Below are 15,073 nucleotides of genomic sequence, written 5' to 3'. Positions count from 1 at the left end.
CGGCTCGGACGCCCGTCCGCCACCGGGGACACTATCCCGGTCAGTGCCCGCGGGCCATCCACTCGTCCAGATGCGGGGCCTCCGCGCCGATCGTGGTCGAGTCGCCGTGCCCGGTGCGGACGGTCGTCTCCGCCGGCAGCGTCAGCAGCCGCTCGCGGATCGAGACGATGATCGTCGGGAAGTCGGAGAACGACCGGCCGGTCGCACCCGGACCGCCCTTGAACAGCGTGTCACCGGAGAACACCGTGCCCAGTCCGGGCGCGTGGAGACAGACCGCGCCGGGGCTGTGGCCCGGCGTGTGCAGGACGGTCAGCTCGGTCCCCGCGACCGTGATGACCTGGCCGTCGGCGAGTTCGCCGTCGGGGGCCGTGCCGGGGTGCTTCTGCCGCCACAGCATCAGATCGTCCGGGTGCAGCAGGATCGGCGCACCCGTGCGGGCCTTCAGCGCGGGCGCCGCGTCGATGTGGTCGTCGTGCCCGTGCGTGGACACGATCGCCACCAGCCTGTGGCCGCCCACCGCCGCCGCGATCGCGTCGGCGTCGTGCGCGGCGTCGATGACGATCGCCTCGCTGTCGTCCCCGACGATCCAGACGTTGTTGTCGACGTCCCAGGTGCCGCCGTCCAGGGAGAACGTCCCGGACGTGACGATGTGGTCGATGCGGGCCGCCATCACAGCATCACCACAGAGCGCAGCACGTCGCCGTGGTGCATCTTCTCGAACGCGGCCTCCACGTCGCCCAGCCCGATGGTCTCGGACACGAACGCGTCCAGGTCCAGGCGCCCCTGCAGGTAGAGGTCGATGAGCATCGGGAAATCGCGGGACGGCAGGCAGTCGCCGTACCAGGACGACTTCAGCGAGCCGCCGCGCCCGAACACCTCCAGCAGCGGCAGCTCCAGCCTCATCTCCGGTGTCGGGACGCCGACCAGCACCACCGTCCCGGCGAGGTCGCGTGCGTAGAACGCCTGCTCGTAGGTCTCCGGGCGGCCGACGGCGTCGATGACGACGTCCGCGCCGAACCCGCCGGTCAGCTCCCGCACCGTCTCGACGACGTCCTTCTCCGCGCCGTTGACGGTGTGCGTGGCGCCCAGCGAGGATGCGGTGGTCAGCTTCCGCTCGTCCAGGTCCACCGCGATGATCTTCGCCGCGCCGGCCAGCCGCGCGCCGAGCACGGCCGCCGCGCCGACGCCGCCGCAGCCGATGACCGCCACCGAGTCGCCCCGTCCGACCCCGCCGGTGTTGATCGCCGCGCCGAGCCCCGCCATCACGCCGCACCCCAGCAGCCCCGCGGCCGCCGGCCTGGCGGCCGGGTCGACCTTCGTGCACTGCCCGGCGGCCACCAGCGTCTTGTCGGCGAACGCGCCGATCCCCAGCGCGGGCGACAGTTCGGTGCCGTCCTCCAGCGTCATCTTCTGCGCGGCGTTGTGCGTGTTGAAGCAGTACCAGGGACGTCCCCGCAGGCAGGCCCGGCACTGCCCGCACACCGCGCGCCAGTTCAAGATGACGAAGTCGCCGGGCTCGACCTCGGTGACGCCCTCGCCCACCGACTCCACGACCCCGGCGGCCTCATGCCCGAGCAGGAACGGGAACTCGTCGTTGATCCCGCCCTCGCGGTAGTGCAGGTCGGTGTGGCAGACCCCGCACGCCTGGACCTTGACGACCGCCTCCCCGGGGCCGGGGTCCGGGACGATGACCGTCTCGATCCGCACCGGCTGCCCCTTGCCGGGTGCGACGACCCCGCGTACCTGCTGCGCCATACTGCCGCCTCTCGTCGTCTCGATCTTTCCCCGACCCTACATATCTCCCCGCTGACCTGGCCCCGGGCAGCACGCCGCCGGACGGTCAGGTGAAGTGAATGGCCCGGAGCCTGTCGGCGGCGGCGCGGTCGAGGACGGTGACTCCGGCGGCGGGCCGCGGCGGTTCGCCGCCGCGGGCGCGGTCGATCAGGGGGCGCCAGCGCCGGCAGTGCCGATCGAAGGTGACGGACGTGACGACGCGGCCCCGCGCGAACTGGCCGGCGCGGGCCGTCTCCGGGGTGACGTCGATGAGGATCAGGTGCAGCCGGCCGCCGCGCCGCCGCGCCAGCCAGGCGAACAGGTGCAGGATGTGCGGCCAGGTGCCGCGGGTGTGCGCGACGACCCCGTGCCCGGCGAGGATCGCGCGTCCGATGCGCCACACGTGCGTGGTGTGGACGAACGGGGTCCGCATCCGCACCGGGAGGGGGCGCAGGAACCGCGCCCACCAGTTGCGCGACTGCCGGGAGTCGATCACCAGGACGTCTCCGGCGGGCACCGGCGCCGTCTCGTCCCCGTGCAGCCCGTAGAGCCGGTTGAGCAGGGTGCTCTTACCCGCCCCCGGAAGCCCGGCGACGAGCACCAGGGAGCCCGCCGGATAGCGCAGGGCGGATCCCGGCTCCACCTCGTGGCGTTCGTGGATGGTCGTCTCCTGGGGGTCGGCCCGGTGGTGAAGGGGCAAACGAACACCCCGCACCGCTTGTTCCGGGTCCGGCCCGCGAGATCACCAGCCCCGTTCGCGCCACTGCGGGAGGGAGGGGCGCTCGCGGCCGAGCGTCGAGTCCTTGCCGTGCCCGGGGTAGAACCAGGTGGCGTCGGGGAGGCGGGCGAAGACGCGCTCCTCCACGTCCGAGAGCAGCTGCTTGAAGCGGGCCTGGTCGCCCCAGGTGTTGCCGACGCCGCCCGGGAAGAGGCTGTCGCCGGTGAACAGGTGCGGCCGGTCCGCGAGCTCGCCGCCGGCGTCGTACAGCAGGGCGATCGAGCCGGGCGTGTGGCCGCGCAGGTGGATGACGTCGAGGGACACCCGCCCGACGCGGACGGTGTCGCCGTGCTCGACGGGCTCGGCGACCGGCTCCGGCAGCGGCTCGGCGTCGCGCGGATGGGCGACGACCGGGGCGCCGGTGGCGCGCACCACCTCGCTCAGCGCCATCCAGTGGTCCTGGTGGCGGTGCGTGGTGACGATGCGCACGAGGGGGCCGTCGCCGATCAGCTCCAGCAGCCGGGGCGCCTCGTTCGCCGCGTCGATGAGCAGCTGCTCGCCCGTCGCGGTGCAGCGCAGGAGATAGGCGTTGTTGTCATAGGGGCCGACGGCCACCTTCGTGACCGTCAGCCCGGGCAGTTCCCGGACGTCGGGACGCCCGCCGGTCTCGACGTTCCCCGTGTAGGTCATGGGTCCTCCCGTCGGTGGTGCGGAGACCATCTTCCACCATCCCGGGACGAGCCCCGGGCGGGGCCCGCCGATGAGATGAGTCACCAGACTCAGCCCAACCGTGCCGTTATGGACGGAAATCTCCGTCTTGCCGCCGCACCATGGTCGATAGAAGATCAGGTTCGACCGTGAGGACGGTGAAGCGATGGTCACCGCATTCCGCCCCGGACCGGACAGGGAGAAGCCGGAGGACCTCCTCGGGCACGCCTGCACGCTGGTCCGGCTCTGCGGCCGGGACTCCGCGCTCGCCGCGGTCCTGCTCGCCCTCGTGCTCGCCGGGACCGTCTCCCGGTTCGCGGCCGGCCGGCCCGGTCTGCCCGCGCTGGCGCTGCTGCCGGTGCTGGCCGGGTCGTTCGCGATCTCGGCCGGATACGCGGTCCGCTCCCGCCGGACGCTGCTCGCGGTGCTCGGCCAGGTGCGCGGGCGCACCGGCTCGCCCGTCGACCCGGGCGTCCCCTGGACGCCGTTCGGCTCCGCGGTCGCGCTGGAGGACCGGGTCCGCGACGAGGAACTGCGCCGGCTGCTGTCGGCGGCGCACCGCTGCGGCGAGCTGTCCTGGCAGGCCGTCGCGTGGGCGGTGGCGACCTCGGTGCTGTTCCTGTTCTGGACACTGGCGGCGGCGATGGCGGGCGGGTGACCGGATTGATCGACCACGTACCGGACGTCCGGCCCGGCAGCTTCTGGGAGCGGCTGGCCCCCACCGACCGGCAGGCGCTGCGCGCCATGGGCCGGCGCACCGACATCCCGCCCGGCGGGATGCTGTGCCATCAGGGGTCGGTCGCCCCCGCCGTGTACGTGGTGTTCAAGGCGTCGCCGCGCGCGGCGAGCAACGCGATCGCCAAGGAGTTCGTCGACTCCAGCGAGGGCGACGAGTCGATCATCGATCTGTTCGGGGCCGGGGACCTGGTCGGCCTCCTCGGCCCGTGGGGGCACCCGCAGCGCGGCACCGTCGCCGCGCTCGACCATGTCGCGGCGCTGCGCGTCGACCGCGCCAAGTTCCGCAGCCTGCTGGCGGCGAGCCCGCAGGTCGCCGAGGCGATGATGCACGCGATCTCGGAGAGCGTCACGTTCGGCGGCCGCCGGCACGCGGTGCGGGCGGCCGACCACCCGCAGCGGCTCGCCTACCACCTGCTGGAGCTGGTGCACCGGTTCGGCGAGCCCGGGGCCGGGCAGGAGACGCGGATCCCGCTGAAGCTCAGCCAGGCCGAGCTGGCGAACTGGGCCGGGATCTCCCGCGAGACGCTGGTCCGCTGGTTCCGGCTGTGGCGGGCCAGGGGCATCCTCGACCGCAGGCCGCGGCCGCTGACCGTCCTCGACATCGAGCGGCTGCGCCGTGCCGCGAGCCCGTGGGGGGACGAGTGGCCCGCGGCCGAGAGCGAGCCCGCGCGGCCGGCCGGGCCGGCGGGGGAGACCGCGATCGCGGCGCGCGAGCCGGTGCGCCTGCAACCGCCGGGCGGCGGCCGGCCGCTCGCCGCGCGGCTCCCCGCCGACAACCCGTTCTTCGCCGGGCGCGCGGTGAGCCTCAGCAAGCTGGACCTGCTGGTCGGCCAGTCCGTGTGGCCGCGCGCGGTGATCGTCCAGGGCATGGCGGGCGTCGGCAAGACGACGCTCGCGCTGCACTGGGCGCACCGCGTCGCCGACCGGTTCCCCGACGGCGTCCTGTTCGCCGACCTGCGCGGCACGACCCGCAGCCCCGTCACCCCGGCGGAGGCGATGGGGCAGGTGCTGCGCGCGGCGGGCGTGCCCGGCGACCAGCTTCCCCGCACCGAGGACGAGCTCGCGGCGCAGTGCCGGTCGCTGCTCGGCGACCGGCGGATGCTGCTGATCCTCGACAACGCCGTCCAGCCCGAGCAGGTCAGGCCGTTGCTGGCGGCGATGACGTCCGGGCTGGTGGTCGTGACGAGCCGGCGGCGGCTGCCCGCCCTGCTGGACGGCGCCGACATCCGCACGCTGGAACTGCGGGAAATGGCGACGCAGGAGGCCGTCGACCTCATCTCCAACGTCCTCGGGCCGGGGGACGCCCGCGTCCGCGACGAGCACCGGGCCGTCGTGCGGCTCGCCCGCGAGTGCGGCCACCTGCCGCTGGCGCTCGGCGTCATCGCCGGGCGGCTGGCCGAGAACCCCGGCGAGTCGATCGCCGGGACCGTCCGGGAACTGGCCGCCCGCGACGCCCGCGACGCCGTGCCGTACGGGCCCGGCCTCGCCGGGGCGGGCCTCGGGGAGGCCGCGGCGCCCGGGACGTCCGGGCCGGGGCTCAGCGCCGTCGTCAACCCGACGTTCGACGTCGCCTACCGCAGCCTGCGCCGTGACCAGCGCGAGGCGTTCCGCCGGCTCGGGCTCGTCGCGGGCCCCGACTTCACCCCCGCGGCCCTCGCCGCCCTCCAGGACCGGACGGCCGAGGAGGCGCGCGAGTGCCTGGAGGGCCTGCGGCAGGCGTACCTGGTGCACGACGTCGGCCCGGACCGCTACCGCATGCACGACCTGCTGCGCGACTTCGCCCGCGAACGCGGCCTGGGGGAGGACTCCGACGGGGAACTGCAGGCGGCGCAGCGGCGCCTGCTGGCCGGATATCTCGCCGGGGCGCGCGAGGCGGGCGCCGCGCTGCCGGGGCGGCCCCGCCCCACCGTCCACCGCGGCGAGGCCCGGGACCGCGCGGTGACGGCCGCCCGGCGCGCGGCCGGGCTCGGCTGGTTCGAGGCCGAGCGGCGCAACCTGGTCGCCGCCGTCCACCAGGCCGCGCGGCTCGGCCTGCACCGCACCTGCTGGGAGCTGGCCGACGCGCTGTTCGACTTCCAGCAGTTCCGCCGCTACGGCGAGGACAACATCGCCGTCCAGCAGGCGGGCCTGCACGCCGCCCGCACCGAGGAGGACTGGGCGGCGGCCGCCGTGATGCTGCACAACCTGGCGATGGCGCACTTCGAGCTCGGCGGATCCGTCCAGGCCATCGGGTACGGGGAGGACGCGCGGCGCGGGTTCCGGGCGGTCGACCCGCCCGACCGGTACGGGGAGGCCGCCACCCTGGCCACCCTCGCGGACGTCCACATCGTCCTCGGCCGCTACCCGACGGCGATCGACCATGCCCGGCGGTCCTTGGACGTCCACGAGCGGCTGGGGAACGACGCGGGCGTGGCCAAGAGCCGCAACGCGCTCGCCCGCGCCCACCTGGGCGTCGGCGACTACGAGACGGCCCTGGAGCACGCGGCGAAGGCGCTGGCCGTCCGGCGCGAGAGCGGCGACCAGGCGGGGGTGGCCGAGACCCTGCTGATCGTGGCCGGGGTGCACCGGCGCCGGGGGAGCGTGCACGAGGCGGTCACGCACGCGCTGGAGGCGCTGTCCATCCGGCAGGAGCTCGCGGACATGCACGGTGCCGCGCAGGCGCTCACCGAACTCGCCCGGATGAACGCCGCGCTCGGCCTGCGGGACATGGCGCAGCAGGACGCCGAACAGGCACTGCGCACCTACCGCGCATTGGGCGCGCGGCACGGCGAGGCGCGCGCGCTGACCACGCTGGGGATGCTGATGTGCGAGGCCACGAGGTTCGCCGAGGCGTTCACCTACTGCGGGGAGGCGCTGCGGCTGCACCGCGACACCAGCGACCGGCACGGCGAGTCCGAGGCGCTCGCGCAGATCGGGATCGTCCACTGGCGGCTCGGACGGTACCGGGAGGCGCGCGAGCACCTGCTGCGGGCGCTGGAGATCCGCCGCGAGATCGGCGACCAGCACGGCGAGGCCAACGACCTGGAGCACCTGTCGGTGGTGATGCGCCGTCTCGGCCGCCCGCAGGAGGCGCTCGTCCTCGGCCTGGAGGCCCTCGACCTGTGGCATCGGCTCGGCGCGCGGAGCGGGATGGCGGGCACGCTCGGCAGCCTCGCCCGCACCTACGCCTGGCTCGGCCTGCCCGAGGAGGCCGAGCGCGCGGCGCGGCAGGCGCTGCACCTGCGCCGGTCGCGCGGCGACTGGTACGGCCTCGGCGTCGGCCTGGACACCCTCGCCGCCGTCCTGCGCCGGGCCGGGCGTCCCGAGGAGGCCCTGGCCGAGGAGCAGAAGGCGCTGCACTACCTGAGCCAGGTCGGCGACCGGCACAGCGAGGCCACCGGGCTCGCCCACCTCGCCGCCATCCAGCTCGACCTCGACCGTGCCGACGACGCGCTGGAGACCGGCCGGCGAGCCCTCGACCTGGCCGCCGAGCTGGGCGCCGCCCGCGAGCAGGCGCACGCGCTGCACAGCATGGCCCGCGCGTCCCAACTGCTCGGCAAGCATGCCCGCGCAGTGGAGCACGTCAACGCCGAGGTCGTCATCCGCCGCGACATGGACGACCGGCGGGGGCTGCGGCAGGCCCTGGAACTGCTGCGCGACTCGCATCTCGCGCTCGGCGACCGGGCCGCGGCGGCGGACTGCGGCCGGCGCGTCCGCGCCCTCGACAACCTGCTTGAATCGGAAAGATCACTCGACATGTGACAAAGGACGTAGTCCATCGGCGCAGCGCCGCGTTCACTGGACCGTGACAGGTGATCAGGAGGGCCATGGCCCCGGCCCGGGCAGGGTTCGGTGAGGAGGCGAGATGGAGGCCACCCGGTTCTGGGACGCGCTGCCCCCGCGCGCCCGGGAGGCGCTGCTGGGGGCCGGCGCCCCCGTGGTGATCAGGCCGGGCGCGTTCCTGATGCGCGAGCACACCCGCGCGTCCCAGGTCTTCGTGCTGCGGTCGGGCGCGGTGAAGATCTGGGTGGACCGGGACGGGGAGGTCGCCATCCTGGACGTCCTCGGGCCGGGCGACCTGGTCGGCGAGGTGGAGGCGGCGGACGGCGGCAGCCGGCACGCCAACGTCGAGGCGCTGACCCGGGTGGAGGCGCTCGTGCTGCCCGCCGCCCGGTTCCGCGGCGTCCTGGACGCCCATCCGGGGACGGTCTGGGCGGTCGCCGCCGTCCTCGCCGAGCGGCTGCGCGACGCCAACGAGCTGCGCGTCGCCCACTTCCCCGACGACCCCGAACGCCGCCTCGCCGGCCGCCTCCTGCGCCTGTCGGCCCGGTTCGGTACCCCGGTCAAGGAGGAGCGGCCGGACGGGGCGACGGAGGAGGGCCTCCACGTCCAGGTCCCGATCTCCCAGCAGGACCTCGGACGCTGGGCCGGGATGGGGCGCCGGAAGGTCGCGCAGATCCTCGCCGCCGAGCCGCTCCGCGACGGCCTGACCGTCGCGCGCAACGCGATCGTCGTCCGCTCCGCCGAGGCCCTGCGGCGTCTGGCGGGACGCGACTGACCGGCTCTTTCCGGGACGGAACGGCTACGGCTGGAAACCCGCCGGTGCGTGCGGCCAGGGCGGCGGTACGGGCAGCGGGCCGTCCGGGCGGACGCTCACGCCGGAGCCGTCCGTGCGGCCGCTCAGCCAGCCGAGCAGCGCCCGCCCGGACCCGGACGCCTCCGGCCCGCCGGGTGCCCGGCCGAGGTCGGCGGACTCCCCGGAGTCGGTCGCGGTGATCCGGTATCCGGCCAGCTCACCGAGCTGCTTCGCCGGGAGCGCCGCCATGTCCGCCAGCGTCGCCGCCGCCGACCACCGGACGTAGGATTCGGGCCAGTCGGCGGCCCCGTATCCGGCGGCGAGGTCGACATGGTGGGCCTCGACCTCGTTCCAGCGGCGGAACACCGTGTACCAGGCCGGATGCCGCCACCCCGTCAGCGCCTCGACCGGTGTGTTCCAGGCGTCCTCGGGCAGCGTCCGTGCCTGCTCGGCGAACCGCGCCGCCGTGGCGCGCACGTCGGCGATCAGCTCGGCACCGCTGCGTCCGGCGCCCGCGTCGAGGTCGGCGTTGCGCTTCTCCAGGCTCGGGTACTGCGGAATCTCCACGCCGGTCCGTGCCCATTCGAGCAGATTCCACAGGGAGTCGGCGTTACGGGCGATATGGGTGGCGACATGCCCGCGGCTCCACCCGGGCAGCGCCGACGGGCCGCGCAGGTCATGCTCGGTGAGCCCGCCCAGCGTCCCGACGACCCGCTCCGTGCCCGCGTCCAGCTCATCGATCACGTCGCGCCAGTCCATGACCCCTCCTTACCGGAAAAGAGCCTCCATCCTGTCGCACCCCGCCGGGCCGGTGCCACAGAATGGTGATCATGGACCTTCCGATCTGCGTGACCTGCGGCGTCCAGTACGCCGGGCCCCGCCCCGACTGCCCGATCTGCGAGGACGAGCGTCAGTACGTCGGCTGGGACGGCCAGAAATGGACGACGCTGGAGGAGCTGCGCGCCGATCACCGGGGCCGCGTCGCCGGGGAGGGGCCGGACGTCATCGGGATCGGCACCGAGCCGTCCATCGCCATCGGCCAGCGCGCCCTGCTGCTGCGCACCCCGTCCGGCAACGTCCTGTGGGACATGATCACGCACCTCGACGACGACCTGATCCGCCAGGTGAACGAGCTGGGCGGCATCTCGGCGATCGCGATCAGCCACCCGCACTACTACGGCACGATGATCGAGTGGGCGCACGCGTTCGACGCGCCCGTCCACATCCACGAGGCCGACCGCCGCTGGGTGGCCCGCCCGGACGACGCGGTCGTCTTCTGGGAGGGCGACACCCACGAACTCGCGGACGGCCTCACGCTGATCAACGCGGGCGTCCACTTCGACGGCGGCCAGGTCCTGCACTGGCGCGATGCCCGCGCCCTGTTCTCCGGCGACATCCTCCAGGTCGTCAACGACCGGGACTGGGTGAGTTTCATGTACTCGTACCCGAACTACATCCCGGAACGTCCCCGGACGGTGCGCCGCGCGCTGCGCCTGCTGGAGCCCTACGAGTTCGACCGCGTCTACGGCGCCTGGTGGAAGAAGATCGTCTACACCGACGGCAAGAACGCCGTGCGCCGCTCCGCCGACCGCTACCTCTCCCACGCCCTGGACGACGAGTAGCTCACGCCGGCGGCCTCGGCGCGTGGAAGCGCTCGCATGGCGAGCGTGACGCTGCGTCCGGACCTTGTCGCGAGAAGTCATAGGCGCAGCGCAGCGGGCCGGGCCGGAGCGGATCGGGGGTTCCGGTGGCAAGGGGTGTTCGAACACGTGTACGGTGCGAGTGTGCCGTCCCGGGGCGTCCCGGCGGCGTCCGTGAAATGCGGCGGCGTCCGTCGCCGTTAAGCAGCCGGGGGAATGTCGTACCCCGTGGCTAGCCTTGAGGCGGACCCGTCTCTCCAGATCGCCGCGCCCCAGAAGAGGAACCGGAAGAACGCCGTGCATGACCGACTCATCGTGCGTGGAGCACGCGAGCACAACCTGAAGGACGTCTCGCTCGACCTCCCCCGGGACTCCATGATCGTGTTCACCGGCCTGTCGGGTTCCGGCAAGTCCAGCCTGGCGTTCGACACGATCTTCGCGGAGGGCCAGCGCCGGTACGTGGAGTCGCTGTCGGCGTACGCCCGGCAGTTCCTCGGGCAGATGGACAAGCCCGACGTCGACTTCATCGAGGGGCTGTCCCCGGCGGTGTCGATCGACCAGAAGTCGACCAGCAAGAACCCGCGCTCCACGGTCGGGACGATCACCGAGGTCTACGACTACCTGCGTCTTCTGTACGCGCGGATCGGGCGCCCGCACTGCCCCGAGTGCGGCCGCCCGATCAGCAGGCAGGCGCCGCAGCAGATCGTCGACCGGGTGCTGGAGCTGGAGCCCGGCACCCGGTTCCAGGTGCTGGCGCCGGTGATCCGCGGACGCAAGGGCGAGTACCTGGAGCTGTTCCGCGAGCTGCAGGCCAAGGGCTACTCGCGGGCCCTGGTGGACGGGCAGATGATCCGCCTGGACGAGCCGCCCAAGCTGAAGAAGCAGGAGAAGCACGACATCTCCGTCGTGGTCGACCGGCTCTCGGTGAAGGACTCGGCGCGCCAGCGGCTCGCCGACTCGGTGGAGACGGCACTGGGCCTCGCGGGCGGCACGATCGTCCTCGACTTCGTCGACCTGCCCGAAGACGACGAGCACCGCACCCGGATGTACTCCGAGCACCTCTACTGCCCCTACGACGACCTGTCGTTCGAGGAGCTGGAGCCGCGCTCGTTCTCGTTCAACTCGCCCTACGGCGCCTGTCCCGACTGCACGGGCCTCGGGACGCGCATGGAGGTCGACCCGGAACTCGTCGTCCCCGACCCGGAGCTGACCCTCGGCGAGGGCGCGATCCAGCCGTGGTCGAACGGGCACGTGAGCGACTACTTCCTGCGCCTGCTGTCCGCCCTGGGCGACGCCATGGGATTCGACCTGAACACCCCGTGGCACAAGCTGCCCGCCAAGGCGCGCAAGGCCGTCCTGGACGGGCACGAGACCCAGGTCCACGTCCGCTACAAGAACCGCTACGGCCGGACGAGGTCCTACTACACGGCCTACGAGGGCGTGATCCCCTACATCCAGCGGCGGCACGCCGAGTCCGAGAGCGACTCCAGCCGGGAGCGGTTCGAGGGCTACATGCGGGAGATCCCCTGCCCGACGTGCGAGGGCGCCCGGCTCAAGCCGGTCGTGCTGGCCGTCACCATGGGCGGGAAGTCGATCGCCGAGGTCGCCGCGCTGCCGATCGGCGAGGCCGCGAAGTTCCTGCTGGCGCTGGAGCTGAACGACCGCGAGACGCACATCGCCGAGCGCGTCCTCAAGGAGATCAACGCGCGCCTCGGCTTCCTGCTGGACGTCGGCCTCGACTACCTCACCCTCGACCGGGCGTCCGCCACGCTCGCCGGCGGGGAGGCGCAGCGCATCCGGCTGGCGACGCAGATCGGCTCCGGCCTGGTCGGCGTCCTCTACGTGCTTGACGAGCCGTCGATCGGCCTGCACCAGCGCGACAACCACCGGCTGCTGGAGACGCTGCTCCGGCTCCGCGACATGGGCAACACGCTGATCGTCGTCGAGCACGACGAGGACACCATCGCCGCCGCCGACTGGATCGTCGACATCGGCCCCCGCGCGGGCGAGCACGGCGGCGAGATCGTCGTGTCCGGCACCGTCGAGGACCTGAAGAAGTCGGACCGTTCGCTGACCGGCGCCTACCTGGACGGACGCCGCGAGATCGCCGTCCCGCAGATCCGCCGTCCCCGTACCAGGGGCCGCGAGGTCACCGTCAAGGGCGCCCAGCAGAACAACCTCCGCGGCGTGGACGTGACCTTCCCGCTCGGCGTCCTCACCGCCGTGACCGGTGTGTCCGGCTCGGGCAAGTCGACGCTGGTCAACGACATCCTCTACAACTCCCTCGCCAAGAAGCTGAACGGGGCGAAGACCGTCCCCGGCAAGCACCGGCGCGTCAACGGCGTCGACCAGCTCGACAAGGTCGTCCACGTCGACCAGTCGCCCATCGGCCGCACCCCGCGCTCCAACCCGGCGACCTACACCGGCGTCTTCGACCACATCCGCAAGCTGTTCGCGCAGACCACCGAGGCGAAGGTGCGCGGCTACCAGCCGGGCAGGTTCTCCTTCAACGTCAAGGGCGGCCGCTGCGAGAACTGCTCCGGCGACGGCACCATCAAGATCGAGATGAACTTCCTGCCGGACGTCTACGTCCCGTGCGAGGTCTGCCACGGCGCCCGCTACAACCGGGAGACCCTGGAGGTCCACTACAAGGGCAAGACGATCTCCGAGGTGCTCGACATGCCGATCGAGCAGGCCACCGAGTTCTTCGAGCCGATCACGGCGATCCACCGGCACCTGAAGACGCTCAACGACGTCGGCCTCGGCTACGTCCGCCTCGGCCAGCCCGCCCCGACCCTGTCCGGCGGCGAGGCCCAGCGCGTCAAGCTGGCGTCCGAACTGCAGAAGCGTTCCACCGGCCGCACCATCTACGTCCTGGACGAGCCGACCACCGGCCTCCACTTCGAGGACATCCGCAAGCTCCTCGGCGTCCTCAACGGCCTGGTCGACAAGGGCAACACGGTCATCGTCATCGAGCACAACCTGGACGTCGTCAAGACCGCCGACTGGATCATCGACATGGGCCCCGAGGGCGGCTCCCGGGGCGGCACCGTCGTCGCCACCGGTACCCCCGAGGACGTCGCCAAGGTCGAGGCCAGCCACACCGGCCACTTCCTCAAGAAGATGCTGGGCTAGCGGGCGTCCGCGCTCCGTTCGCTCCCCGCGCCCGCCCGTGCGCGCCGGCCGGCGTCCGGTCCGGGAGGAAGCACCGTGAGGGGGCGGTGCGGGGGACGCGGGGGCGTCCACCAAGATGGACCCATGGAAGAGAACGTGATGCCCCGGGCGGCCGGGGACGGGGGGATCGTCGGGCGGCGTGCGGTGCTGTGCGGTGCGGCCGGGGCCGTCGGTGCCACCGTGATCGCCGGGTGCGGCGGGAGCGGGAGCGGGGTGAAGTCCGTCGAGGACCTGAGGGGCAAGGAGATCGCGAAGGCCGCGGACGTCCCCGTCGGCGGCGGCAAGATCTACGGGACCGAGAAGGTGGTCGTGACGCAGCCGGCGCAGGGCGCCTTCAAGGCGTTCACGGCGGTGTGCCCGCACCAGGGCTGCACGGTGGGCAGTGTCGCGAACGGGCTGATCAGGTGCCCGTGCCACGGCAGCGAGTTCAAGATCGCGGACGGGGCGGTGACGAAGGGGCCGGCGACCAAGCCGCTGCTGGAGTACCCGGTGCAGGTGAAGAACGGCGGCATCGTCGTCACCTGATCGGCGCGGAAGGCCGGGGCGGCCGGGTCATGCCCGCCTGAGCGGCGCCGGCCCCGCCGCGCCGCCGGTCTCCGGGGCGTTCACGCCGGACGAGGCGCCGCCCTTCGTCTGCGTCCCGAGATCCGTGGCCGGGGCCGTGTCCGCCGCGGAAGGGGACGTGCCGCCGGCGTCCGGCTCGGGGCCGACCCGGAACCGGGGGAGCGCCTCGGGGTGGTGGTCGCGGATGTAGGAGACGAGGTGCTCGCGCACGTCGCAGCGCAGATCCCAGGTGCTCGCCGAGTCGGCGGCGCTCATCAGCGCACGCAGCTTGACCAGCCCGTTCGGCAGGATCTCCACCACCTGCAGGATCCACTCGCGGCGGTCCCACAGCGGGTTGTCCCGCAGCGCCGAGTGCAGTTCGGCGCGCAGTTCCTCGATGGGCACCGTCCAGTCGACGTGCAGTTCCACCGAGCCGAGCAGCCGGCTCGAGTGCCGGGTCCAGTTCTCGAACGGCTGCTCGGTGAAGTGCGACACCGGGAAGATCATCCGCCGGTCGTCCCAGAGCCGCAGCACCACGTACGACAGCGTCAGCTCCTCGACCCGTCCCCAGTAGTCCTGCGTGACGACGATGTCGTCCAGCCGCAGGGCGTCGCTGAACGCCAGTTGCAGCCCGGCGAGCAGGTTGCCGAGCGTGGGACGGGCCGCGATGCCGACGACCAGCCCGGCGACGCCCGCCGACGCCAGCACCCCGGCGCCGACCGCCCGCACGCCCGGGAAGGTGAACAGCGCGGCGCCCACCGCCAGGACCACGATCAGCACGGCCGCGATCCGGCGCAGCAGCAGCATCTGGGTGCGGGCGCGCCTGGCCCGCCGGTTGCGCTCGCCCTCGATGCGCATCAGCCGGGCCAGCGGCGGGTCGCTCAGCGCGTAGCCGATCCGCAGCACCAGCCAGGTGGTGGCGCCGATGGCCGCGATCCGCAGCGCGTGCCGGACGACGCCGTCCGGCTGGCCGTGCAGCAGCTGGTACGGCATGGCGGTGCTGGCGCTGACCACCGCCGCGAACACGAACGCGGGTGCGGCGCAGCGGCGGGCGGCCCGCCCGGCCCCCGGCCAGCGGTGCGACAGCCGGCCGGCGAGCAGGCGCCGGCCGGCCTCCACGACGATCACGGACGTGGCGACGACGGACGCCAGGACGATCCATGCCCAGAGCGCGGACATGTGCGCAACGACCTCCTCCGGCTGCCTCGGTATACCTCTGTCCGA

General features: G+C 73.2%; 12 protein-coding genes. 6 read left to right on the top strand and 6 right to left on the bottom strand.

The window, feature by feature from the left end; genetic code table 11:
• Nucleotides 1-40: 40 nt before the first annotated feature.
• The 4 genes from ACQP1N_RS19450 to ACQP1N_RS19435 form a co-directional block, all read right to left on the bottom strand.
• On the bottom strand, nucleotides 41-673 hold the full coding sequence (locus tag ACQP1N_RS19450; protein WP_433225756.1) for an MBL fold metallo-hydrolase: 633 nt from the start codon (nucleotides 671-673) through the stop codon (nucleotides 41-43).
• Complete coding sequence (locus ACQP1N_RS19445) at nucleotides 670-1,755, bottom strand: S-(hydroxymethyl)mycothiol dehydrogenase (RefSeq protein ID WP_067796423.1); 1,086 nt, start codon at nucleotides 1,753-1,755, stop codon at nucleotides 670-672. Before ACQP1N_RS19445 ends, ACQP1N_RS19450 begins: the two co-directional genes overlap by 4 nt.
• Before the next feature lie 85 nt (nucleotides 1,756-1,840).
• Nucleotides 1,841-2,473 (bottom strand): ATP-binding protein, encoded by a 633-nt coding sequence (locus ACQP1N_RS19440; RefSeq protein ID WP_242608649.1) that lies wholly within the window; start codon nucleotides 2,471-2,473, stop codon nucleotides 1,841-1,843.
• Nucleotides 2,474-2,515: 42 nt separating this feature from the next.
• Nucleotides 2,516-3,181 (bottom strand): MBL fold metallo-hydrolase, encoded by a 666-nt coding sequence (locus tag ACQP1N_RS19435; protein WP_067796419.1) that lies wholly within the window; start codon nucleotides 3,179-3,181, stop codon nucleotides 2,516-2,518.
• Between the two features lie 184 nt (nucleotides 3,182-3,365).
• Between ACQP1N_RS19435 and ACQP1N_RS19430 the strand changes: the two genes are divergently transcribed.
• The 3 genes from ACQP1N_RS19430 (at nucleotide 3,366) to ACQP1N_RS19420 (ending at nucleotide 8,474) form a co-directional block, all read left to right on the top strand.
• Nucleotides 3,366-3,857 (top strand): hypothetical protein, encoded by a 492-nt coding sequence (locus ACQP1N_RS19430; protein WP_067796415.1) that lies wholly within the window; start codon nucleotides 3,366-3,368, stop codon nucleotides 3,855-3,857.
• Complete coding sequence (locus ACQP1N_RS19425) at nucleotides 3,854-7,678, top strand: tetratricopeptide repeat protein (RefSeq protein WP_433225752.1); 3,825 nt, start codon at nucleotides 3,854-3,856, stop codon at nucleotides 7,676-7,678. Before ACQP1N_RS19430 ends, ACQP1N_RS19425 begins: the two co-directional genes overlap by 4 nt.
• A gap of 103 nt (nucleotides 7,679-7,781) precedes the next feature.
• Nucleotides 7,782-8,474, top strand: coding sequence for a Crp/Fnr family transcriptional regulator (locus tag ACQP1N_RS19420; RefSeq protein WP_067796409.1), 693 nt, complete (start codon nucleotides 7,782-7,784; stop codon nucleotides 8,472-8,474).
• Nucleotides 8,475-8,498: 24 nt separating this feature from the next.
• On the opposite strand, the gene ACQP1N_RS19415 is transcribed toward ACQP1N_RS19420, so the two are convergent.
• Nucleotides 8,499-9,251 carry a maleylpyruvate isomerase family mycothiol-dependent enzyme gene (locus ACQP1N_RS19415; protein ID WP_067796406.1) on the bottom strand — a complete coding sequence of 251 codons (753 nt, stop codon included), beginning with the start codon at nucleotides 9,249-9,251 and terminating at the stop codon, nucleotides 8,499-8,501.
• A gap of 71 nt (nucleotides 9,252-9,322) precedes the next feature.
• On the opposite strand from ACQP1N_RS19415, the gene ACQP1N_RS19410 reads away from it, so the two are divergent.
• The 3 genes from ACQP1N_RS19410 (at nucleotide 9,323) to ACQP1N_RS19400 (ending at nucleotide 13,831) form a co-directional block, all read left to right on the top strand.
• Nucleotides 9,323-10,114, top strand: a complete 792-nt coding sequence (locus ACQP1N_RS19410; RefSeq protein WP_217999815.1) for an MBL fold metallo-hydrolase — start codon at nucleotides 9,323-9,325, stop codon at nucleotides 10,112-10,114.
• A gap of 315 nt (nucleotides 10,115-10,429) precedes the next feature.
• A complete protein-coding gene (gene uvrA, locus ACQP1N_RS19405; protein ID WP_433225749.1) occupies nucleotides 10,430-13,267 on the top strand; it encodes an excinuclease ABC subunit UvrA in 2,838 nt (945 codons plus the stop codon).
• Nucleotides 13,268-13,390: 123 nt separating this feature from the next.
• Nucleotides 13,391-13,831: a Rieske (2Fe-2S) protein gene (locus tag ACQP1N_RS19400; protein ID WP_242608648.1), complete on the top strand. Its 441-nt coding sequence runs from the start codon at nucleotides 13,391-13,393 to the stop codon at nucleotides 13,829-13,831.
• Nucleotides 13,832-13,858: 27 nt separating this feature from the next.
• On the opposite strand, the gene ACQP1N_RS19395 is transcribed toward ACQP1N_RS19400, so the two are convergent.
• A complete protein-coding gene (locus ACQP1N_RS19395) occupies nucleotides 13,859-15,028 on the bottom strand; it encodes a mechanosensitive ion channel family protein (protein ID WP_067796398.1) in 1,170 nt (389 codons plus the stop codon).
• Between the last annotated feature and the right edge of the window lie 45 nt (nucleotides 15,029-15,073).

It is taken from the genome of Actinomadura formosensis (assembly GCF_050948385.1).
GTDB classification, from domain to species: Bacteria; Actinomycetota; Actinomycetes; order Streptosporangiales; family Streptosporangiaceae; genus Spirillospora; species Spirillospora formosensis.
Note: the sequence above shows the minus strand (reverse complement) of the source record. Positions and strands in the feature narration are given on the sequence as shown.